Source organism: Mycobacterium bulgaricum (assembly GCF_041287165.2).
GTDB classification, from domain to species: Bacteria; Actinomycetota; Actinomycetes; order Mycobacteriales; family Mycobacteriaceae; genus Mycobacterium; species Mycobacterium bulgaricum.
In genome coordinates, this window is sequence record NZ_JBGGKV020000001.1 from 682,282 (window position 1) to 702,302 (window position 20,021).

General features: G+C 67.7%; 21 protein-coding genes. 17 read left to right on the forward strand and 4 right to left on the reverse strand.

Annotated elements, in window-relative coordinates; translation table 11 throughout:
• The first annotated feature begins 39 nt into the window (after positions 1-39).
• The 10 genes from ftsH (at position 40) to ACAG24_RS03400 (ending at position 9,351) form a co-directional block, all read left to right on the forward strand.
• Positions 40-2,424 carry an ATP-dependent zinc metalloprotease FtsH gene (gene ftsH, locus ACAG24_RS03355; protein WP_370471255.1) on the forward strand — a complete coding sequence of 795 codons (2,385 nt, stop codon included), beginning with the start codon at positions 40-42 and terminating at the stop codon, positions 2,422-2,424.
• Between the two features lie 31 nt (positions 2,425-2,455).
• On the forward strand, positions 2,456-3,064 hold the full coding sequence (gene folE / locus ACAG24_RS03360) for a GTP cyclohydrolase I FolE (RefSeq protein ID WP_370471256.1): 609 nt from the start codon (positions 2,456-2,458) through the stop codon (positions 3,062-3,064).
• A gap of 17 nt (positions 3,065-3,081) precedes the next feature.
• On the forward strand, positions 3,082-3,888 hold the full coding sequence (folP, locus tag ACAG24_RS03365; RefSeq protein ID WP_370471771.1) for a dihydropteroate synthase: 807 nt from the start codon (positions 3,082-3,084) through the stop codon (positions 3,886-3,888).
• Positions 3,881-4,261, forward strand: coding sequence for a dihydroneopterin aldolase (folB, locus tag ACAG24_RS03370; protein ID WP_370471257.1), 381 nt, complete (start codon positions 3,881-3,883; stop codon positions 4,259-4,261). Before folP ends, folB begins: the two co-directional genes overlap by 8 nt.
• A complete protein-coding gene (gene folK / locus ACAG24_RS03375) occupies positions 4,258-4,785 on the forward strand; it encodes a 2-amino-4-hydroxy-6-hydroxymethyldihydropteridine diphosphokinase (RefSeq protein ID WP_370471258.1) in 528 nt (175 codons plus the stop codon). Before folB ends, folK begins: the two co-directional genes overlap by 4 nt.
• Positions 4,785-5,261 carry a DUF3180 domain-containing protein gene (locus ACAG24_RS03380; protein WP_370471259.1) on the forward strand — a complete coding sequence of 159 codons (477 nt, stop codon included), beginning with the start codon at positions 4,785-4,787 and terminating at the stop codon, positions 5,259-5,261. The genes folK and ACAG24_RS03380 overlap by 1 nt, the downstream gene beginning before the upstream one ends.
• 77 nt (positions 5,262-5,338) lie before the next feature.
• Complete coding sequence (locus ACAG24_RS03385) at positions 5,339-6,562, forward strand: DUF6779 domain-containing protein (protein WP_370471260.1); 1,224 nt, start codon at positions 5,339-5,341, stop codon at positions 6,560-6,562.
• Between the two features lie 77 nt (positions 6,563-6,639).
• Positions 6,640-7,584 carry a Rossmann-like and DUF2520 domain-containing protein gene (locus ACAG24_RS03390; protein ID WP_370471261.1) on the forward strand — a complete coding sequence of 315 codons (945 nt, stop codon included), beginning with the start codon at positions 6,640-6,642 and terminating at the stop codon, positions 7,582-7,584.
• Positions 7,584-8,528, forward strand: coding sequence for a pantoate--beta-alanine ligase (gene panC / locus ACAG24_RS03395; RefSeq protein WP_370471262.1), 945 nt, complete (start codon positions 7,584-7,586; stop codon positions 8,526-8,528). Before ACAG24_RS03390 ends, panC begins: the two co-directional genes overlap by 1 nt.
• 4 nt (positions 8,529-8,532) lie before the next feature.
• Positions 8,533-9,351: a type III pantothenate kinase gene (locus ACAG24_RS03400; RefSeq protein WP_370471263.1), complete on the forward strand. Its 819-nt coding sequence runs from the start codon at positions 8,533-8,535 to the stop codon at positions 9,349-9,351.
• Positions 9,352-9,355: 4 nt separating this feature from the next.
• On the opposite strand, the gene ACAG24_RS03405 is transcribed toward ACAG24_RS03400, so the two are convergent.
• Positions 9,356-10,612: an alanine racemase gene (locus ACAG24_RS03405; protein ID WP_370471772.1), complete on the reverse strand. Its 1,257-nt coding sequence runs from the start codon at positions 10,610-10,612 to the stop codon at positions 9,356-9,358.
• 29 nt (positions 10,613-10,641) lie between these two features.
• Between ACAG24_RS03405 and lysS the strand changes: the two genes are divergently transcribed.
• The 6 genes from lysS to ACAG24_RS03435 all read left to right on the forward strand — a co-directional run bounded on the left by lysS (position 10,642) and on the right by ACAG24_RS03435 (position 17,254).
• Positions 10,642-12,159: a lysine--tRNA ligase gene (gene lysS / locus ACAG24_RS03410; RefSeq protein ID WP_370471264.1), complete on the forward strand. Its 1,518-nt coding sequence runs from the start codon at positions 10,642-10,644 to the stop codon at positions 12,157-12,159.
• A 107-nt stretch (positions 12,160-12,266) separates the two neighbouring features.
• Positions 12,267-12,608: a histone-like nucleoid-structuring protein Lsr2 gene (gene lsr2 / locus ACAG24_RS03415; RefSeq protein ID WP_370471265.1), complete on the forward strand. Its 342-nt coding sequence runs from the start codon at positions 12,267-12,269 to the stop codon at positions 12,606-12,608.
• Positions 12,609-12,907: 299 nt separating this feature from the next.
• Complete coding sequence (gene clpC1, locus ACAG24_RS03420) at positions 12,908-15,451, forward strand: ATP-dependent protease ATP-binding subunit ClpC (RefSeq protein ID WP_370471266.1); 2,544 nt, start codon at positions 12,908-12,910, stop codon at positions 15,449-15,451.
• 198 nt (positions 15,452-15,649) lie between these two features.
• Positions 15,650-15,865 (forward strand): CbtB domain-containing protein, encoded by a 216-nt coding sequence (locus ACAG24_RS03425; protein ID WP_370471267.1) that lies wholly within the window; start codon positions 15,650-15,652, stop codon positions 15,863-15,865.
• A 27-nt stretch (positions 15,866-15,892) separates the two neighbouring features.
• On the forward strand, positions 15,893-16,690 hold the full coding sequence (locus ACAG24_RS03430; protein ID WP_370471268.1) for a CbtA family protein: 798 nt from the start codon (positions 15,893-15,895) through the stop codon (positions 16,688-16,690).
• A 6-nt stretch (positions 16,691-16,696) separates the two neighbouring features.
• A complete protein-coding gene (locus ACAG24_RS03435) occupies positions 16,697-17,254 on the forward strand; it encodes a histidine phosphatase family protein (RefSeq protein ID WP_370471269.1) in 558 nt (185 codons plus the stop codon).
• Here ACAG24_RS03435 and ACAG24_RS03440 read toward each other — a convergent pair.
• Together ACAG24_RS03440 and mhuD are read right to left on the reverse strand one after the other, a co-directional pair.
• Positions 17,244-18,614 (reverse strand): serine hydrolase, encoded by a 1,371-nt coding sequence (locus tag ACAG24_RS03440; RefSeq protein ID WP_370471270.1) that lies wholly within the window; start codon positions 18,612-18,614, stop codon positions 17,244-17,246. The genes ACAG24_RS03435 and ACAG24_RS03440 overlap by 11 nt on opposite strands.
• Positions 18,583-18,912 (reverse strand): mycobilin-forming heme oxygenase MhuD, encoded by a 330-nt coding sequence (mhuD, locus tag ACAG24_RS03445; RefSeq protein ID WP_370471271.1) that lies wholly within the window; start codon positions 18,910-18,912, stop codon positions 18,583-18,585. Before mhuD ends, ACAG24_RS03440 begins: the two co-directional genes overlap by 32 nt.
• A 39-nt stretch (positions 18,913-18,951) precedes the next feature.
• Here mhuD and ACAG24_RS03450 point away from each other — a divergent pair, with 39 nt between their 5' ends.
• Complete coding sequence (locus ACAG24_RS03450; protein WP_370471272.1) at positions 18,952-19,719, forward strand: alpha/beta fold hydrolase; 768 nt, start codon at positions 18,952-18,954, stop codon at positions 19,717-19,719.
• Here the strand turns inward: ACAG24_RS03450 and ACAG24_RS03455 are convergent.
• Complete coding sequence (locus tag ACAG24_RS03455) at positions 19,702-19,953, reverse strand: hypothetical protein (RefSeq protein ID WP_370471273.1); 252 nt, start codon at positions 19,951-19,953, stop codon at positions 19,702-19,704. The two genes, ACAG24_RS03450 and ACAG24_RS03455, sit on opposite strands and share 18 nt — an antisense overlap.
• Between the last annotated feature and the right edge of the window lie 68 nt (positions 19,954-20,021).

Sequence of the window (20,021 nt, forward strand, 5' to 3'; positions counted from 1 at the left end):
GGATTGGGCCGGGGAGACGACCGCCGGCCAGATACTCATATGAATCGTAAGAATGTGATCCGCACGCTCACGGTGATCGCCGTGGTGCTGTTGCTGGGTTGGTCTTTCTTCTATTTCAGCGACGACACCCGCGGGTACAAGCCCGTCGACACCTCGGTCGCGCTGGCGCAGATCAACAGCGACAACGTCAACAGTGCGCAGATCGACGACCGCGAGCAGCAGCTGCGTCTCGAGCTGAAGAACGGCAATGGCGACACCGAGAACAGCAACAAGATCATCACCAAGTACCCGACGGGGTACGGGGTGACGCTGTTCGAGGCGCTGCAGGCCAAGAACGCCAAGACCAACACCGTGGTCAACCAGAGCAGCATCCTCGGCACGCTGCTGATCTACATGCTGCCGCTGCTTCTGCTCGTCGGCCTGTTCGTGATGTTCTCCCGGATGCAGTCCGGCGGCCGGATGGGATTCGGCTTCGGCAAGTCCAAAGCCAAGATGCTGTCCAAGGACATGCCGAAGACCACGTTCGCCGACGTCGCCGGTGTCGACGAGGCGGTCGAGGAGCTCTACGAGATCAAGGACTTCCTGCAGAACCCGAGCCGCTACCAGGCCCTCGGCGCGAAGATTCCCAAGGGCGTGCTGCTCTACGGCCCGCCCGGAACCGGCAAGACACTGCTCGCGCGCGCCGTCGCGGGTGAGGCCGGGGTTCCGTTCTTCACGATCTCCGGTTCGGACTTCGTCGAGATGTTCGTCGGTGTCGGCGCCTCCCGCGTGCGCGACCTCTTCGAGCAGGCCAAGCAGAACAGCCCCTGCATCATCTTCGTCGACGAGATCGACGCCGTCGGTCGTCAGCGCGGTGCCGGTCTGGGCGGCGGCCACGACGAACGCGAGCAGACGCTCAACCAGCTGCTCGTCGAGATGGACGGCTTCGGCGACCGTCAGGGCGTCATTCTGATCGCGGCGACCAACCGGCCCGACATCCTTGATCCCGCGTTGCTGCGACCCGGCCGCTTCGACCGGCAGATCCCGGTGTCGAGCCCCGACCTCGCCGGCCGGCGGGCCGTGCTGAAGGTGCACTCGGCGGGCAAGCCGATCGCCGAGGACGCGGATCTCGACGGTCTGGCCAAGCGCACCGTCGGCATGTCCGGCGCCGACCTGGCCAACGTCATCAACGAGGCGGCCCTGCTCACCGCACGCGAGAACGCGACGATCATCACCGGACCCGCGTTGGAAGAGGCAGTGGACCGCGTGGTCGGCGGGCCGCGCCGCAAAGGTCGCATCATCAGCGAGCAGGAGAAGAAGATCACCGCCTATCACGAGGGCGGACACACCCTCGCCGCGTGGGCGATGCCTGACATCGAACCGATCTACAAGGTGACGATCCTCGCGCGCGGACGCACCGGCGGCCACGCGGTCGCCGTGCCCGAGGACGACAAGGGTCTGATGACCCGCTCCGAGATGATCGCGCGCCTGGTGTTCGCGATGGGCGGACGCGCCGCCGAGGAGCTCGTCTTCCGCGAGCCGACGACGGGTGCGGTGTCCGACATCGAGCAGGCCACGAAGATCGCCCGCGCGATGGTGACCGAGTACGGCATGAGCTCCAAGCTCGGCGCCGTCCGCTACGGCAGCGAGCACGGCGACCCGTTCCTGGGCCGCACCATGGGTACCCAGGCCGACTACAGCCACGAGGTCGCCCAGATCATTGACGACGAGATCCGCAAGCTCATCGAGGCCGCCCACACCGAGGCGTGGGAGATCCTCACCGAGTACCGCGACGTCCTCGACACCCTCGCCGGTGAGCTGCTGGAGAAGGAGACGCTGCACCGCGTCGAGCTCGAGGCGATCTTCGGCGACGTGAAGAAGCGCCCCCGCCTGACCATGTTCGACGACTTCGGCGGCCGCGTGCCGTCGGACAAGCCCCCGATCAAGACGCCGGGCGAGCTGGCGATCGAGCGCGGCGAGCCGTGGCCCAAGCCGGTCCCGGAGCCTGCGTTCAAGGTGGCGATCGCGCAGGCGTCGAAGGCCGCGGCCGAGCGGGCCCACAAAAACGGCGGCAACGGTTCCCAGGGCTCCAACGGCGCGCCCGGCACCGGGCCGACCCAGCCCGACTACGGCGCCCCCGCGGGCTGGCACGCGCCGGGCTGGCCACCTCCGCCGGGCGGTCCGCAGCAGGGCGGCCCCACTCAGCAGGGTGGCCCCAATCAGCAACAGCCGCAGGGCTATTGGTACCCGCCGCCTCCGCAGGGCGGATGGCAGGGGCAGGGTCCGCACGGCGCCCCGTACCAGGGATATCCCCCGTATCAGCCGTACCCGCAGCCCGGGCAACACACTCCCTACGGCGGTGCACCCGCACCCAACCAGAAGGAGGAACCCGGCCACGAGGGCGGCAGGGAGAACGGGCGCAACGGCCCGTCCGGCCAGGACTGACACTGGCCGACACATCTGAATGGAGACTTCGATGACGCGGTCGCACAATCATTCGGCCACGATCACCACCGGCGATTTCGATCAGGCCCGCGCCGAAGCCGCGGTCCGCGAACTGTTGATCGCCGTCGGTGAGGATCCGGACCGGCAGGGTCTGCAGGACACCCCCGCCCGGGTGGCCCGAAGCTACCGCGAGATCTTCGCAGGTCTCTACACCGATCCCGACGATGTGCTGACCACGATGTTCGATGAGCAACACGACGAGATGGTGCTGGTCAAGGACATTCCGATGTACTCGACGTGTGAACACCATCTGGTGTCGTTCCACGGTGTGGCGCATGTGGGTTACATCCCCGGTGTCGACGGCAGGGTGACCGGCCTGTCGAAACTCGCCCGCGTCGTCGACCTCTACGCCAAGCGGCCGCAGGTGCAAGAACGGCTCACCGCGCAGATCGCCGACGCGCTGATGCGAAAGCTCGACCCGCGCGGAGCGATCGTGGTCATCGAGGCCGAGCACCTGTGCATGGCGATGCGCGGCATCCGCAAGCCGGGCGCGGTGACCACGACGTCCGCCGTTCGCGGACAGTTCAAAACCGACAAGGCATCTCGCGCCGAAGCCCTGGACCTGATCCTGCGGAAGTGAGCCGTGCCGTGCAGGTCATGGGTGTCATCAACGTCACCGATGACTCGTTCTCCGACGGGGGTCTCTTCCTGGACCGCGACCGGGCCATCGCGCACGGGCATGAACTGGCCGCCCAGGGTGCCGCGATCGTCGACGTCGGGGGCGAGTCGACGCGCCCCGGAGCGACCCGCATCGACCCACTGGTCGAGACGACCCGCGTCCTGCCGGTGGTCAAAGAGCTTGCGCAGTCCGGGATAACGGTCAGCATCGACACGATGCACGCGGCCGTGGCGAGCGCAGCCTTGGAGAACGGCGCGCACATCGTCAACGATGTTTCCGGGGGCAAGGCCGACCGCGACATGGTGCGAGTCGTCGCCCAGAGCGGCGCACCGTGGATCCTCATGCACTGGCGTTCGGTCGGCAGCACTCGTCCCCACGAGGCGCCGGCGTACGGCGACGTGGTGGGCGAGGTGCGGGACGAACTGATGGCCGGGGTGGACGCGGCGGTCGCCGCCGGCGTCGACCCGGCGAATCTGATCATCGACCCCGGTCTCGGATTCGCGAAGACGGCCCAACACAATTGGGCGTTGTTGAACGCTCTTCCCGAGTTCGTCGCTACGGGTATCCCGGTACTCGTCGGCGCGTCGCGTAAGCGTTTTCTGGGAGCGCTGCTCGCCGGGCCCGACGGTGCACCCCGCCCGCCGTCCGGCCGGGAGACGGCCACCGCGGTTGTGTCGGCGCTCGCCGCCTGGAATCACGTCTGGGGTGTCCGGGTGCACGATGTGCGCGCGTCGGTCGACGCGCTGGCAGTGGTGGCGGCATGGCAGGCAGGATCTGATGGCTGATCGAATCGAGTTGCGAGGGTTGACCGTTCGCGGCAATCACGGAGTGTTCGACCACGAGCGCCGGGACGGTCAGGACTTCGTCGTCGACATCACGGTGTGGATCGACCTGGCCGCGGCGGCCGCCAGTGACGACCTGGCCGACACGCTGGACTACGGCGTGCTCGCGCAGCGGGCCGCCGAGATCGTGGCCGGGCCGCCGCGGCAGCTGATCGAGGCGGTGGCCGGCGAGATCGCCGACGACGTGATGCGCGACGAGCGGGCGCACGCCGTCGAGGTCGTCGTACACAAACCGTCCGCACCGATCCCGTTGCAGTTCAACGATGTCGCCGTCACCGCGCGCCGGTCGCGCAGAGGCGGCCGGGGTGCCGGATGACGCGGGTCGTCCTGTCCATCGGCTCCAACATGGGCGACCGGCTGGCCCATCTGCAGTCGGTGCTCGACGGCCTCGGTCGCGCGGCGACCGCCGTGTCTCCCGTCTATGAGACGGATGCCTGGGGTGGCGTCGAGCAGGAGCCTTTCCTGAATGCCGTTGTGATCGCCGAGGATCCGCTGCTCGACGGCCATGGTTGGCTGCGCCGCGCCCACGAGTTCGAAGATGCGGCGGGACGGGTCAGGGAGCAGCGCTGGGGCCCGCGCACCTTGGACGTCGACCTCGTGTCGTGCGTCGGCGCCGACGGCGAGGTGCTCCTCGACGACCCTGACCTCACCCTGCCCCACCCGTACGCGCAGGTGCGCGCGTTCGTGCTGATCCCGTGGCTGGCCGTCGATCCCGCTGCGACACTGACGGTTGCGGGAACGGCACGAGCCGTCACGGACTGCCTGGACGCAATCGATGCGGGGGAGAGGGCCGGCGTGCGTCCGACCGACCTGCGGCTACGTCTCAGGAACGGCGACTGATGGGGCTCACCCGCAAACGCGATCTGGCCGCCGCCGTCGCTGCCGCCGCGGTCGCCGGCTACCTGCTGATGTACGTCGTCTACCGCGTCTTCCCCCCGATCACCGTGTGGACCGGGATCTCGCTGCTCGGCGTCGCGGTTGCCGTGGCGGGCTGGGGCTTCTTCGTGCGGGCCAAGATTCGCGACGGGCAGATCGGGGTGGGGGCCGGGCGGCTGCACCCGCTCGCGGTGGCGCGGTCGGTGGTGATCGCCAAGGCGTCGGCGTGGATGGGCAGCGTCGTGCTGGGCTGGTGGGTCGCGGTGCTCGTCTACCTGCTGCCCCGGCGCACCTCTTTGCGGGTGGCGGCCGAAGACACCTCGGGTGCGGTGGTCGCCGCACTGTGCGCTCTCGCGTTGGTCGTGGCGGCGATGTGGTTACAGCATTGCTGCACATCGCCAGATGATCCGTCGCAGAACGCCGACCCGGCCCCGGGCTGACCGAAATCGGCGCGATGCGGGCCGAATCGCCGCCGAGGTCGACACGCGAGATGACCTGTGGCGGGTACAGTCGCCCCATGATCGATCCGACCCGCGGCGGCCGCCTCAGGCGCGGCAACCGAAGGCCGGGTTGGATTCTCATGACGGTGTTGCTGGTGCTCGCCATCGTCGCCAGTTCGGCGCTGGTTTTCACGAATCGTGTCGAGTTGCTCAAGCTCGCCGTGATCGTCGCGTTGTGGGCCGCCGTCGTCGCCGCGTTCGTCTCGGTGATCTACCGCAGGCAGAGCGACAGCGACCAGGCGAAGGTCCGCGACCTCAAGCTGGTGTACGACCTGCAACTGGAACGCGAGATCTCGGCGCGACGCGAGTACGAACTGTCGGTCGAATCGCACCTGCGCCGTGAGCTGGCCTCGGAAATTCGCGCACAGTCAGCCGACGAGGTCGCTGCACTTCGCGCTGAACTGGCTGCGCTCCGCGCGAATCTGGAATACCTGTTCGATGCGGACCTGTCGCACCGGCCCGCGATCGAAACCGAGCGCACGGCGGGGCGGGTCAGCAGCAGCCGCATCGACACCGAGAACGACGACAAAGCCATCGCGGACATCGAGGACCACGCGCCCGAGACGGACGAGAGCCCCATCATTGACGTGCCGGCCGAGCCGCATCCGCCGGAAGGCGAGTGGGCCCCGCCGCCCAACGATGCCGGCGGAGCGCATCGCCGATCCGGCGAGCAGACCGGGGGACGGCGTCGCCGCGCGGACGACACCGTGCAACCGCAGTGGGCGCCGCCTCCTCCGCAGGGCCCGCCGCCGTCCGCTCCGCCGCCGCAACCACCGCAACCCCAGGCCCCGCCGTATCAGCGTCCGCAGGCCCAGCCGCAGTTCCCGTGGCTGCCGCCCGCGCCACCCACACCTGAGGCGCCGCAACCGGTTCCGCAGAACCCGGCACCGGCCGCGGCGAACTGGCAGCCGGCTCCCGCTGAGGGACAGTGGATTCCGGCCGGCGAACCGGGAAGCAACTGGGTCGCGCCGGCAGGCAACGGCACTCAGGGCGAGTACGTCGGCAGGCGCCGCGCCCCCGAAGAGGGGCCGCCGCCACCACCGGCCGCCGATCCCGAACCCCAGCCCGAACCGCCCCGCGGCAGGCACTCGTCCGGACCCGAGCAGCAAGCGGAGCCAGAACCCGCGGAGCCCGAAGCCGAGGGCGGCGCCCATGCGGGAGGCCAGTCCGTCGCCGACCTGATGGCGCGGCTGCAGGCCACCCCGTCGGGCGGCGGGCGGCGTAGGCGCCGGGACGATTGAGCTAGGCTCTTGGCGACCGTCCGGTACCCGTGCGGAGGGACCGGAACGAAGCCAGAGAAACAGCGAGGTCGACTGCGATGCTGCAGCCCTCCGCCGGCGGGAACATTCCCCACGACGGACTCCGTCCGGCGCGTCTCACGATCGGGGTGATCTCCGCGGGCCGCGTCGGCACCGCGCTCGGGGTGGCACTGGAGCGTGCCGAACATGTCGTCGCGGGTTGCAGCGCGGTGTCGAGCGCTTCGCGGGCGCGGGCCCAGCGTTGGCTCCCCGACACCCCGATCCTGCCGGTCGACGAGGTGGCGGGCAGGTCCGAACTGTTGTTGCTCGCCGTGCCCGACGCCGAGCTCGCTGCGCTCGTGGCGGGTCTGGCTGCGACGGGCGCGGTACGGGCCAACACGATCGTGGTGCACACCTCGGGAGCCAACGGCATCGACGTGCTGGCACCGCTGGCCGACAAGGGTTGCATCACCCTGGCCATCCATCCGGCGATGACGTTCGCGGGCACCGACGAGGACGTCGACAGGCTGCGCGGCACCTGCTTCGGCATCACCGCGGGCGATGAGATCGGCTACGCCATCGCCCAGTCACTGGTGCTGGAGATCGGCGGCGAACCGTTCCGGGTGCGCGAAGACGCTCGCACGCTCTACCACGCTGCACTGGCGCACTCCAGCAACCATGTCGTCACAGTGCTGCTCGACGCGGTGGACGCGTTGCGCGCGGCGCTGTGGGGGCAGGAGCTTCTCGGTCAGGAGACCGTCGGCGACGCCCCCGGTGGCATCGCCGAACGCATCATCGGTCCGCTGGCCCGCGCCGCCCTGGACAACGCGCTGCAGCGCGGTCAGTCCGCGCTGACCGGTCCGGTCGCGCGCGGTGACGCCGCAACGGTGGCAGGCCATCTGCAGGCGTTGAACGAAGTCAATCCCGATCTGGCACAGGCATACCGGGCGAACTCGTGGCGCACGGCGCAACGCGCGCACGCCCCCCAAGCCGTGTTCGAGGCACTGGCGGAAGCAGGACAGTGATGATCAATCGCGATGCACCGAAATTCGTTGCCGGACAGCTGAACACCTACCAACGTCCGCGCGATGTCTCCGGTGTCACCCGTGCCCTGCGTGCGACGGGCCGTCGAATTGTGCTCGTGCCGACCATGGGAGCCCTGCACGAGGGCCACCTGACGCTGATCAGGGCCGCGAGAAAGACTCCCGGCGCGGCGGTGGTTGCGTCGATCTTCGTCAACCCGTTGCAGTTCGGTGCGGGCGAGGACCTCGACGCGTACCCGCGCACCCTCGATGACGACCTCGAACTGCTCCGCGCAGAAGGCGTGGAGATCGCGTTCACCCCGGCCGTAGGCGACATGTACCCCGAAGGCATGCGCACCACAGTCCACCCCGGGCCCATCGGCTCGGAGCTCGAAGGTGCGGTGCGGCCAACGCATTTCGCCGGGATGTTGACGGTCGTCCTGAAACTCTTCAACATCGTCAACCCGGACCGGGCCTACTTCGGCGAGAAGGACTACCAGCAGCTGGCCCTGATCCGCCAGATGGTGTCCGACCTGAACCTCGACATCCAGATCCAAGGTGTGCCCACGGTCCGCGAAGCGGACGGGCTGGCGATGTCGTCTCGCAACCGCTACCTCGACCCGGTCCAGCGGGAACAGGCGGGCGCCCTGTCCGCTGCGCTGCTCGCCGGAATGTATGCGGCGTCGACGGGTGCCGCCGGCGCGCTCGACGCGGCCCGTGCCGTCCTCGACGAAGTCCCCGCGCTCGAGCTCGACTACCTCGAGGTCCGTGACCCCATGCTCGGCCCCGCGCCCGCGGAGGGTGCGGCCCGAATGCTGATCGCCGCCAGGCTCGGCCGCACCCGGCTGTTGGACAACATCGCCATCGACATCGGAGCCAGCGCGGGCATCGACGGACACCCGCGTGCCTCTGTCGGTGAGGGGCACGAACTGCCGTGGAGGAATTGACGTCGTGCTGCTCGCGATAGACGTCCGCAACACCCACACCGTCGTCGGCTTGATCTCGGGATCCGGTGATCACGCGAAGGTGGTGCACCACTGGCGGATTCGTACCGAGTCGGAGGTGACGGCCGACGAGCTGGCGCTCACCATCGACGGGCTCATCGGCGACGACGCGGAGCGGTTGACGGGTGCTGCGGGCCTGTCGACGGTGCCGTCGGTTCTGCACGAGGTTCGCGTGATGCTGGAGCAGTACTGGCCGTCGGTGCCGCATGTGCTGATCGAGCCCGGGGTGCGAACGGGAATCCCGCTGCTCGTCGACAACCCCAAAGAGGTCGGCGCCGATCGCATCGTGAACTGCCTTGCGGCATATCACAAATTCGGTACGGCGGCGATCGTCGTCGACTTCGGCTCGTCGATCTGCGTGGATGTCGTGTCGGCCAAGGGTGAGTTCCTCGGCGGCGCGATCGCCCCCGGCGTGCAGGTGTCCTCCGATGCGGCGGCCGCGCGGTCGGCCGCGTTGCGTCGCGTCGAGTTGACCCGGCCCCGGTCGGTCGTCGGCAAGAACACCGTCGAATGCATGCAGGCCGGTGCGGTGTTCGGCTTCGCCGGTCTGGTCGACGGTCTGGTGAACCGGATCCGCGACGACGTGGACGGTTTCGGCGGCAGCGACGTCAACGTCGTGGCTACCGGCCACGGTGCGCCGATGGTGCTGGCCGATCTGCGCACCGTCGAGCACTTCGACCGGCACCTGACCCTCGACGGACTGCGGCTTGTGTTCGAGCGTAATCGAGACAGCAAGAACGGCAAGGTGAAACAGGGCCGCGTCTAGAACGTCAGAAGAACGTCCGGATGACGTCGACGACGCGGTCGTCGGCGTCCAGCACGGGGATCGCCCGCCACTTGTCAAAAGTGGTGCAGGGGTGCGAGATTCCGAACCGCACCCGGTCGCCGACCTCCACCGTGCGGTCGAGTCGCAGGTATGCTTGCTGGTCGTTGAGCTTGGTGACCACACTGGCGCCCATGGCCAGCGGGGTCGGCAAACCCTGGTCGAAGGACACGTCGCGGCGGCCCATCGCGACGATCGCCAGATCGGTTTCGGGTCGCGACAGGACCTGCGCGTGCACCTCCAGTGCCGGGAGAAACCCGTCACCGCCTCCTCTGGTCAAGGGTGATGTCTGCGCGTACAGGCCGTGATCGTGGGTGAGGTAGCAGCCGCTGCGCAGCACGGTCCGCACCGAGAGGTCGGCAGGCCACCCGGTCAGTTCCGCGGCCACGTCGTCGAAGTACGTGCTGCCCCCCGCACTGACGAGAACGGTGTCGGTCTCGAACAGCGCGGACAGTCGTACGACGGCGGCCCGCACGTCGGCGAGGTGTGCGGCCACCGCGCCGACGAGGTCGTCGTCGAGTGACTGCCCCAGGGCCGCTTCGTATCCGGCGACGCCGACCAACCGCAGCCGCGGTGACGCGGCCGCCGCCCGCGCGACGTCATCCGCCTCGGCAGTCGTGCGGCATCCGGTCCGCCCACCGGGCAGCCCCACTTCGACGCACACGTCCATGAGGCGTTGCGCGCCCGCCAGCGCTGCCGTCATCAGCTCGACGCCGCGCACCGAATCGACCCAGCACACGAACCCCATTCCGGGATCGCGGTCCAGCTCGCCCGACAGCCAGCGCAGCCCGACGTCATCGACCAGCTCGTTGGCCAGCACCAGTTCGCGGAACCCGAACGCCCGGAACACGGCGGCCTGCGCGACGGACGCGACGGTGATCGCGGACGCCCCGGCCCTCAGCTGCCGCGCGGCCAGCTGCGGCGACATATGTGTCTTGCCGTGCGGCGCCAGCTCGACACCCCGCTCGCGGCACCAGTCGCCCATCGTCGCCAGGTTGTGTGCGAGGGCCTGCTCACGCAGGACGCAGACGGGCCCTGTGACGCCCGCCTCGAAGAGGTTCGGCGCCTCGTCGACGATGTCGGCGGCGCTGCGTCCCCACCAGGGCGGCGGAATCCCCTTGTGGCCCCAGTCCAGTGGTTCCTCGGAGAGGGCAGCCACGTTGCGAGCGTCGAAGCCGCCCCCGCTCGAAGCGATGCCGGACATGGTCACGTGTTCATTTAAGCTGGCACGTCGTGACGCCCCCAGATTCTCCTGACGATTCTCTCGGCGATATCCCCGAGCAGTTCCGCATCCGTCAGGCCAAACGCGAGAAGCTGCTCGCGGAGGGACGTGACCCCTACCCGGTGAAGGTCGACCGCACCCACACCCTCGCCGAGCTGCGCGTCGCGTACCCGGACCTGGCGGCCGACACCACGACCGGGCAGCTTGTCGGCGTCGCCGGCCGGGTGATCTTCGCGCGCAACTCGGGAAAGCTGTGCTTTGCGACGCTGCAGGAGGGCGAGGGCGCGCAGCTGCAGGTGATGATCAGCCTCGACCGGGTCGGCCGGGAATCGCTGGATTCGTGGAAGGCCGACGTCGATCTCGGTGACATCGTCTTCGTGCACGGAGAGGTGATCAGCTCGCGCCGCGGAGAACTGTCGGTGCTGGCCGACTCGTGGCAGATCGCGGCCAAGGCGCTGCGCCCGCTTCCGGTCGCGCACAAGGAGATGAGCGAGGAGTCACGGGTCCGCCAGCGCTATGTGGACCTCATCGTGCGGCCCGAAGCCCGGACGATCGCCCGCCAGCGTGTTGCCGTGGTTCGCGCGGTGCGTTCGGCCCTGGAACGTCGGGACTTCCTCGAAGTCGAGACTCCGATGTTGCAGACGCTGGCAGGCGGGGCCGCCGCGCGGCCGTTCGTGACGCACTCCAACGCCCTCGATGCGGATTTGTATCTGCGCATCGCCCCTGAGCTGTTCCTGAAGCGCTGTGTGGTGGGCGGATTCGACAGGGTCTTCGAACTGAATCGGAACTTCCGCAACGAAGGCGCCGATTCCACGCATTCGCCGGAATTCGCAATGCTGGAGACTTATCAGGCCTACGGCACGTATGACGATTCCGCCATCGTGACGCGTGAACTCATTCAAGAGGTCGCCGACGAGGCGATCGGAACTCGTCAAGTGCCATTGCCTGATGGCAGCGTGTATGACCTCGACGGTGAATGGCAGACCATTTCCATGTATCCGTCATTGTCCGAGGCGCTCGGTGAGGAGATCACGCCGCAGACACCCGCTGAACGACTTTGGCGTATCGCCGATGATCTCGGGGTCGAGATTCCCCGCGATCGTGGTTATGGGCACGGCAAATTGATCGAAGAACTGTGGGAATTCACAGTCGGCGACAAGTTGTATGCTCCGACGTTCGTGCGGGACTTCCCGGTGGAGACCACACCGTTGACGCGCCCGCATCGCAGCATCGACGGGGTGACCGAGAAATGGGACCTCTATGTCCGCAACTTCGAGCTTGCCACCGGCTACTCGGAGCTGATCGACCCGATCATCCAGCGGGAAAGGTTCGAGGCCCAGGCGCGCGCCGCAGCCGCGGGCGACGACGAGGCAATGGCGCTCGACGAGGATTTCCTGGCGGCCCTGGAATACGGTATGCCGCCGACCACAGGGACCGGAATGGGAATCGATCGGTTGTTGATGGCGTTGACGGGGTTGTCGATAAGGGAGACTGTTTTGTTCCCCATTGTTCGTCGACACGGCAACTGAACTGCCGCGAATCGGACCTTGTTGAATGGTTCGGCCATTTATGGCACATTGGTGCCGGAGATGCGGGGCATTCCGCGCATCTGGTATCTGAGAAGGGCAGTTAGGTAATGGCGAAAAAAGTTACCGTCACCTTGGTCGATGATTTCGACGGTGAAGGCAGCGCCGATGAGACCGTGGAATTCGGTCTCGATGGTGTCAGCTATGAGATCGACCTCTCTGCCAAGAACGCCGCAAAGCTTCGAAATGACTTGAAGCAATGGGTCGAGGCCGGTCGCCGCGTCGGCGGCCGCAGGCGTGGTCGTTCCGTGGGCACAGGTCGGGGCCGCGCGGCGATCGATCGCGAGCAGAGCGCCGCAATCCGCGAATGGGCCCGCAGAAACGGTCACAATGTGTCAACTCGCGGCCGAATTCCGGCCGACGTAATCGACGCTTTCCACGAGGCCACCTGAGTCGCGCCGAAACGCCCGCGACGGGCGTTTTCCGAAATACCATTCGCGTTCGCTAGCGGCGAACCTTTTCACCCGCGGTCCGGGAAACGATTTGCGCCTGCGCCTCGTTGCTCCTAGCAGCGTGGGGTGGTTTCCATCTGTCGCTCCAGTTGTCACCTCGATTAGGAGCGACAGGCGGGGCACCCGATGCTGTCGCCCATTAGAGTGGACGGCGTAGGTGCTGGAGCACTGGACGTAGCCGGTCGGAACGGCAGCAGTGCAGGCACCTCCACTATGCGATGGAGAGCAGGTAACCACGGATGTTCGAAAGATTCACCGACCGTGCACGTCGGGTTGTCGTCCTGGCTCAAGAAGAAGCCCGGATGCTCAACCACAATTACATCGGCACCGAGCACATCCTGCTGGGACTCATTCACGAGGGTGAGGGCGTAGCCGCCAAGTCACTCGAATCACTGGGCATTTCGCTCGAGGGCGTGCGCAGTCAGGTCGAGGAGATCATCGGGCAGGGCCAGCAGGCGCCGTCCGGGCACATCCCCTTCACCCCGCGGGCCAAGAAGGTGCTCGAACTGAGCCTCCGCGAGGCACTGCAGCTCGGCCACAACTACATCGGCACCGAGCACATCCTGCTCGGGCTCATCCGCGAGGGTGAGGGCGTCGCCGCCCAGGTGCTCGTGAAGCTCGGCGCCGAACTGACGCGGGTGCGCCAGCAGGTCATCCAGCTGCTGAGCGGCTACCAGGGCAAGGAGACCGCCGAGGCAGGCACCGGGGGCCGCGGCGGAGAGGCGGGCAACCCGTCGACCTCGCTGGTCCTCGACCAGTTCGGCCGCAACCTGACCGCCGCCGCGATGGAGGGCAAGCTCGACCCCGTCATCGGCCGCGAGAAGGAAATCGAGCGGGTCATGCAGGTGCTGAGCCGCCGCACCAAGAACAACCCGGTCCTGATCGGTGAGCCCGGCGTCGGCAAGACCGCCGTCGTCGAGGGTCTTGCGCAGGCGATCGTGCACGGCGACGTACCGGAGACGCTCAAGGACAAGCAGCTCTACACGCTCGACCTCGGCTCGCTGGTCGCGGGCAGCCGCTACCGCGGTGACTTCGAGGAGCGTCTGAAGAAGGTGCTCAAGGAGATCAACACCCGCGGCGACATCATCCTGTTCATCGACGAGCTGCACACGCTCGTCGGCGCAGGCGCCGCCGAGGGCGCGATCGACGCCGCCAGCATCCTGAAGCCGAAGCTGGCCCGCGGTGAGCTGCAGACCATCGGTGCGACCACCCTCGACGAGTACCGCAAGTACATCGAGAAGGACGCCGCGCTCGAACGCCGGTTCCAGCCGGTCCAGGTCGGCGAGCCGACGGTGGCGCACACCATCGAGATCCTCAAGGGTCTGCGCGACCGCTACGAGGCGCACCACCGCGTCTCGATCACCGACGGCGCGATCGCCGCGGCGGCCACGCTCGCCGATCGCTACATCAACGACCGGTTCCTGCCCGACAAGGCGATCGACCTCATTGATGAGGCGGGCGCGCGGATGCGCATCCGCCGGATGACCGCACCGCCGGACCTGCGCGAGTTCGACGAGAAGATCGCCGATGCGCGCCGGGAGAAGGAGTCCGCGATCGACGCGCAGGACTTCGAGAAGGCCGCGAGCCTGCGCGACAAGGAGAAGCAGCTGGTCGCGCAGCGCGCCGAGCGTGAGAAGCAGTGGCGCTCAGGTGATCTCGATGTCGTGGCCGAGGTCGATGACGAGCAGATCGCGGAGGTGCTCGGTAACTGGACCGGCATCCCCGTGTTCAAGCTCACCGAGGAGGAGACCACCCGTCTGCTCCGGATGGAAGAGGAGCTGCACAAGCGGATCATCGGCCAGGAGGACGCCGTCAAGGCCGTCTCGAAGGCGATCCGCCGTACTCGCGCCGGCCTGAAGGACCCCAAGCGCCCGTCCGGCTCGTTCATCTTCGCCGGCCCGTCCGGCGTCGGTAAGACCGAGCTGTCCAAGGCGCTGGCGAACTTCCTGTTCGGCGACGACGACGCGCTCATCCAGATCGACATGGGTGAGTTCCACGACCGCTTCACCGCGTCGCGGCTCTTCGGCGCCCCTCCGGGATACGTCGGATACGAAGAGGGCGGCCAGCTCACCGAGAAGGTGCGCCGCAAGCCGTTCTCGGTCGTGCTGTTCGACGAGATCGAGAAGGCCCACCAGGAGATCTACAACAGCCTCCTGCAGGTCCTCGAAGACGGCCGCCTGACCGACGGTCAGGGCCGCACGGTCGACTTCAAGAACACCGTTCTGATCTTCACCTCGAACCTCGGTACGAGCGACATCAGCAAGGCGGTCGGCCTCGGCTTCACCCAGGGCGGCGGTGAGAACAACTACGAGCGGATGAAGCAGAAGGTTCACGACGAGCTGAAGAAGCACTTCCGGCCGGAGTTCCTCAACCGCATCGACGACATCATCGTCTTCCACCAGCTGACTCAGGACGAGATCATCGAGATGGTCGACCTGATGATCGGCCGGGTCGGCAACCAGCTCAAGGCCAAGGACATGGCCATGGAGCTGACGCCGAAGGCGAAGGCGCTGCTGGCCAAGCGCGGATTCGATCCGGTGCTGGGTGCACGGCCGCTGCGCCGCACCATCCAGCGCGAGATCGAGGACCAGCTGTCGGAGAAGATCCTGTTCGAAGAGGTCGGACCGGGGCAGCTCGTCACCGTCGACGTCGAGAACTGGGACGGCGAGGGTCAAGGCGAGGACGCGGTGTTCACGTTCGCCGGCGCCCGCAAGCCCACCGCAGCTGACGCCGAGCCGGACCTCGCCCAGGCCGGTGCTGCGGGAGCGTCCGCAGCCGAATAACCGAACGACCGAACGGGCGGTCGCCACCCCAATTCCGAACCGGGGCGTGGCGGCCGCCCTTTTGGGCTTACGATGCTCGTGTAATAGACGGGCGTCGGAATCTGGTGAGATTCCAGAACGGTCGCGCCACTGAGACAGTCAGACCCGGTGTCCGTCGTCACTCTGGTCGGGACGCGAAATCCCGGAAAGGAACTATTGATGACTTCTCCTGAGTCGAGCAAGACACGTGCAGGTGCTATCGACTTCTCGGGAACCAAGGCCGCCCTGTGGCTTTCGTTGACCACGTTCTTCGCGCTCGCGGTGCTCTACTTCATCGGCATGGATCAGGGTGCGACGTCGGTCTTCGGCAGCAACACCTACATCCACGAGTTCGTGCACGACGCCCGCCACCTTCTCGGCTTCCCCTGCCACTGAGCTACCGGCAGACAGGGATAACAGAACATGGAGAAGCAGATCATCTGGCGCGGCCTGCTGGCCGGCGCCGCTGCAGGCGTCCTCGCATTCATCTTCGCGAGGATCTTCGTCGAACCCCAGATCGAACTCGCCATCGGCTATGAGGACGGCATCGGTGCGGCCCACGAGGCGCTCGAGGCGGCCGCAGGCGAAGGCGGACACAGCCACGGCGACGGGGGTGGTTTCACCCGCGCCGTGCAGATGAACATCGGCATGGGCCTCGGCGTGCTGCTGTTCAGCCTGGCCATCGGCGCGCTGTTCGCCGTCGCGTTCGCGGTCACCTACGGCCGGGTCGGCACCATCTCGGCTCGCCTGACATCGCTGTACGTCGCGGGCGGCATGCTGCTGAGCCTCTACATCGTGCCCGCGCTGAAGTATCCGGCGAGCCCGCCCGCGCTGAGCCTGGACGAGACGATCCGTCAGCGCACGCTGCTCTATCTCGCAGTGGTCGTGCTGTCGGTGGCGATCCTGGTCGGCGCGGTCGTCCTGGGGAGGCGGTGGGTGCCCAAGCTGGGAGCGTGGAATGCGACGCTGGCCGCGGGCGGGGTGTATCTCGTCGCGATCGCGGTCGTGATGCTGGTCCTGCCGACGATCAACGAGACCCCCGGGCCGCTGGTCGACGACGCAGGTGTCATCGTCTACGAGGGCTTCCCGGCGGACCTGCTCTACGACTTCCGCCTGTACTCGTTCGGCACGCAGGTGGTCATCTACGCCACCATCGGCCTGGTGTTCGCCGCACTGGTGTCGCGTCTGCTGGGCGAGAAGAAGGAAACCGTCTCAGCGTGAGTCTCGGTGAGTGAGGTCGTCCGGCTGACCCTCGTGTCGCATGCCATGACCGATGCGATGGCAGCCGGACGATTTCCCACCGACGAGCCGGTCAACGATCTTGGCCGCAGGCAGATCCAGGCCGTCGATGTCGAGGCCGCCGAACATGCCGCCTGCGGGCCCGAGTCGCGTACTCAGCAGACGGCGGAGCTGCTCGGCCTGACCCCGACCATCGAGGCGGGGCTGGCCGACCTCGACTGTGGCCGATGGCGCGGAGACTTCCTGGGCAGGGTGCCGCCCGCGGACATGACCATCTGGCTGACCGACCCGGCCCGGGCGCCCCACGGCGGCGAGTCCGTCGTCGATCTCATCGCGCGCGTCAGCAGGTGGATGGACTCACTGACCGCCGGGCGCACAGAACGCTCCCGCGTCGTCGCCGTCACGCACCCTGCGGTCATACGCGCGGCGGTCCTGGTCGCGTTGGATGCGCCGCCGAAGTCGTTCTGGCGCATCGACATAGCTCCGGTGAGCCGCACGATGATGCACTTTCGAGGGCACGCGTGGACCCTCCGGTCTAGCCCGTAGGGATCAGGTCGAACGTCTGCCTGGCGATCGACATCAGCCAGGCCGCCGCCGTCTGGCTGCGGAACTCCGGCCAGTTCGCCTGCAGGCTCACCACCCAGGGCTGACCGGATTTGTCGACGGCATACCAGCTGAACGTCATGTCGCCGGGCAGGTTGCCTGCCTTCGCGCCGATGTAGGGCCATTCGGTGCGGTCGAGGTCGATACCGGGCAGGAACGACAGGATGTCCCTGACCGGTGCGGCCTCACCCACGGCGCCCTTCTGCAGCGCAGCGTGCAGCCGGCAGATGTCGGCTGCGCTGCCGTACCACTCGGCGCCGTACTCCGACGCGGGCATGTGCGTGCGCTTCGGATCCGGTTCGTAGGGGCGCGATTTGGTCTGCTGCAGCAGCTGTGCCCGCACCGCCGGAGAGCCCGTCTTCCACTGCTGGCGCAGGTCGGGGGTGCCCCAGCCGACCGAGAACAGCTCGTGCATCGTCGGGAACGGCGTCATGCTCGCGGGGTCGTGGTGGCCGGCGGCGACCAGCGCGCGCTCGATGGCGCCCGGCCCGAGGCGGCCGATCAGCAGGTCGGTGGCCATGTTGTCGCTGGCCGAGATCATCTGCTGTGCGGCGTCGCGCACCGTCACGGTCGCGCCGGGTTCCAATCCGTCGAACCCCGACGAGCCGACCGCCTTGGCTTCCTCGGTGATCGTCAGGGTGTCGGACCACTTCAACGTGTCGGCCTTCACCGCGTCGGCGACTGCGAGCAGCACGTAGAGCTTGAAGATCGACGCCAGTGGCAGCGACAGATCGGTATTGGATCCGGCGACCTTCTCGCACCGGCCGTCGGTGACCTTGGCCACCTGGTAGGAGTACCGCGCACCCGACGACGTCAGCTGTTCGTCGATGTCGGACCAGGCGTCGATCTCCGGTTTCACGAGGTCGACGGTGAACCGGTCGATCATGCCTGCCTCGTCGGTGCGCAACCGGATGGTCTGCGCGACGCCGTAGGAGGTGACCACATCCATCGTGACGTGCCCCGCGCCGACCTCGACGTCGGTGACCGTGAACGGGCGGTCCCACCAGATCCTGTCCAGCGTCACCCCGACGTGCTCGACGAGGTCGGGAACGGCCATGGTCCTGACGTTGGCCTCGCCGATGGGCCAGTCGCTGTTGAGCATGTCCATGGTCTGTTTGGCCCGCAGACCCTGCGGGGTGTTGATCTGGATCGGCGCGCCGTACGCCGCGTCGGCAGGGGCCGGACGGGTGGCGGCACATCCGCAGGCCAGGGCCACGACAGACACGAGCGCGACCGCACAGGTGATCGCTCGGCGCCGGGCCCGGCCCGCCTCACGCCCCGGAGTCGGTCCCTGCGACGTCAAGAACGACCTCGAACTCGAGTAGCGACGCACCCGTGGAAACCGGGTTCTTGCGTTCCCCGGCGTGGGCCTCGATGGCGGGGCCGGATGCCCACGCCTGGAACGCCTCTTCGGACTCCCACTGGGTCACGACGAAGTACCGGGTCTCACCTTTGATGGGACGCAGAAGCTGGAACCCGAGGAAACCGGGCTGGTTGTCGACAGCGTGCGCGCGGTGTGCGAACCGCTTCTCCAGCTCCGGGCCGGCGTCGGGCGGTACCTCGATGGCGTTGATCTTCACCACAGGGCTCTTGTCGGACATGGGCATCAGGCTACCGCGCGGGGTCGGCATGATGACCCAATGGATCTGCTGACGTGCCGGGGCGGCAAGGGCCGGCCGCTGGTGCTGGTACACGGCTTGATGGGCCGCGGCAGCACGTGGCCGCGCCAGCTGCCGTGGCTGATGGAGCACGGCCGCGTCTACACCTACGACGCTCCGTGGCACCGCGGACGGGACGTGCCGGACCCGTACCCGATCTCCACCGAGCGGTTCGTCGCCGACCTCGGCACGGCTGTCGAAGAAGCCGTCGGGGTACAGGGCGAGCGCGCGGTGCTGGTCGGCCACTCGATGGGCGCGCTGCACTCCTGGTGTCTGGCCGCCGAACGCCCCGACCTCGTCGACGCCGTGGTGGTCGAGGACATGGCCCCGGATTTCCGCGGCAGGACGACGGGACCGTGGGAGCCGTGGGTGCACGCGCTGCCCGTCGAATTCGCGACCTCCGAGCAGGTTTTCGCCGAGTTCGGACCGGTGGCCGGACAGTACTTCCTGGAGGCGTTCGACCGTACGGAGACGGGCTGGCGGCTGCACGGGCATCCGGCGACGTGGATCGAGATCGCCGCGGAGTGGGGCCGCAGGGACTACTGGGAGCAGTGGCGGGCGGTCTCGGTGCCGACGCTGCTGCTGGAGGCCGGCGGGTCGGTCGCCCCGGCGGGGCAGATGTCGATGATGGCGGAGGTGGCGCGCCGGGCGACGTATGTGCACGTGCCCGGCGCGGGACATCTCATCCATGACGACGCGCCGGGGAAATACCGGGAGGCCGTCGAGACGTTCTTAACGACGTTCGCCTGACGCGCTTGAGGCGGGCCAACTGGGGTGCTCCTCGAATCGGGTGCGGATGGCATCCAGGTCGTGCTGCACCCGGTGGGAGTCGCGGTCCTCGAACAGGCGGCCCGCCATCGGTGCGGCCCAGCGGAACTGGTCGACGTGCAGCCGCAGCGAGCCGGAGCGGTGGGCGGCCCGGGCCAGCAGCGCGGCGAGGGCGAACGGTGCGATCAGGATCAGAAAGGCCAGTGCGGTACTCATGGCAGTAATGCTCCGCTTGACAAACATCCCGCCAACAGTGGCAGAAGCGACACGCGTCGATAAGATGC

Excerpts from the sequence above, each read along its gene's own strand:
- ftsH (WP_370471255.1), top strand. The coding sequence starts at position 40 with ATGAATCGTAAGAATGTGATCCGCACGCTCACGGTGATCGCCGTGGTG.
- folE (WP_370471256.1), top strand. The coding sequence starts at position 2,456 with ATGACGCGGTCGCACAATCATTCGGCCACGATCACCACCGGCGATTTC.
- folP (WP_370471771.1), top strand. The coding sequence starts at position 3,082 with ATGGGTGTCATCAACGTCACCGATGACTCGTTCTCCGACGGGGGTCTC.
- folB (WP_370471257.1), top strand. The coding sequence starts at position 3,881 with ATGGCTGATCGAATCGAGTTGCGAGGGTTGACCGTTCGCGGCAATCAC.
- folK (WP_370471258.1), top strand. The coding sequence starts at position 4,258 with ATGACGCGGGTCGTCCTGTCCATCGGCTCCAACATGGGCGACCGGCTG.
- ACAG24_RS03380 (WP_370471259.1), top strand. The coding sequence starts at position 4,785 with ATGGGGCTCACCCGCAAACGCGATCTGGCCGCCGCCGTCGCTGCCGCC.
- ACAG24_RS03385 (WP_370471260.1), top strand. The coding sequence starts at position 5,339 with ATGATCGATCCGACCCGCGGCGGCCGCCTCAGGCGCGGCAACCGAAGG.
- ACAG24_RS03390 (WP_370471261.1), top strand. The coding sequence starts at position 6,640 with ATGCTGCAGCCCTCCGCCGGCGGGAACATTCCCCACGACGGACTCCGT.
- panC (WP_370471262.1), top strand. The coding sequence starts at position 7,584 with ATGATCAATCGCGATGCACCGAAATTCGTTGCCGGACAGCTGAACACC.
- ACAG24_RS03405 (WP_370471772.1), bottom strand. The coding sequence starts at position 10,612 with ATGTCCGGCATCGCTTCGAGCGGGGGCGGCTTCGACGCTCGCAACGTG.
- lsr2 (WP_370471265.1), top strand. The coding sequence starts at position 12,267 with ATGGCGAAAAAAGTTACCGTCACCTTGGTCGATGATTTCGACGGTGAA.
- clpC1 (WP_370471266.1), top strand. The coding sequence starts at position 12,908 with ATGTTCGAAAGATTCACCGACCGTGCACGTCGGGTTGTCGTCCTGGCT.
- ACAG24_RS03425 (WP_370471267.1), top strand. The coding sequence starts at position 15,650 with ATGACTTCTCCTGAGTCGAGCAAGACACGTGCAGGTGCTATCGACTTC.
- ACAG24_RS03430 (WP_370471268.1), top strand. The coding sequence starts at position 15,893 with ATGGAGAAGCAGATCATCTGGCGCGGCCTGCTGGCCGGCGCCGCTGCA.
- mhuD (WP_370471271.1), bottom strand. The coding sequence starts at position 18,912 with ATGTCCGACAAGAGCCCTGTGGTGAAGATCAACGCCATCGAGGTACCG.
- ACAG24_RS03450 (WP_370471272.1), top strand. The coding sequence starts at position 18,952 with ATGGATCTGCTGACGTGCCGGGGCGGCAAGGGCCGGCCGCTGGTGCTG.
- ACAG24_RS03455 (WP_370471273.1), bottom strand. The coding sequence starts at position 19,953 with ATGAGTACCGCACTGGCCTTTCTGATCCTGATCGCACCGTTCGCCCTC.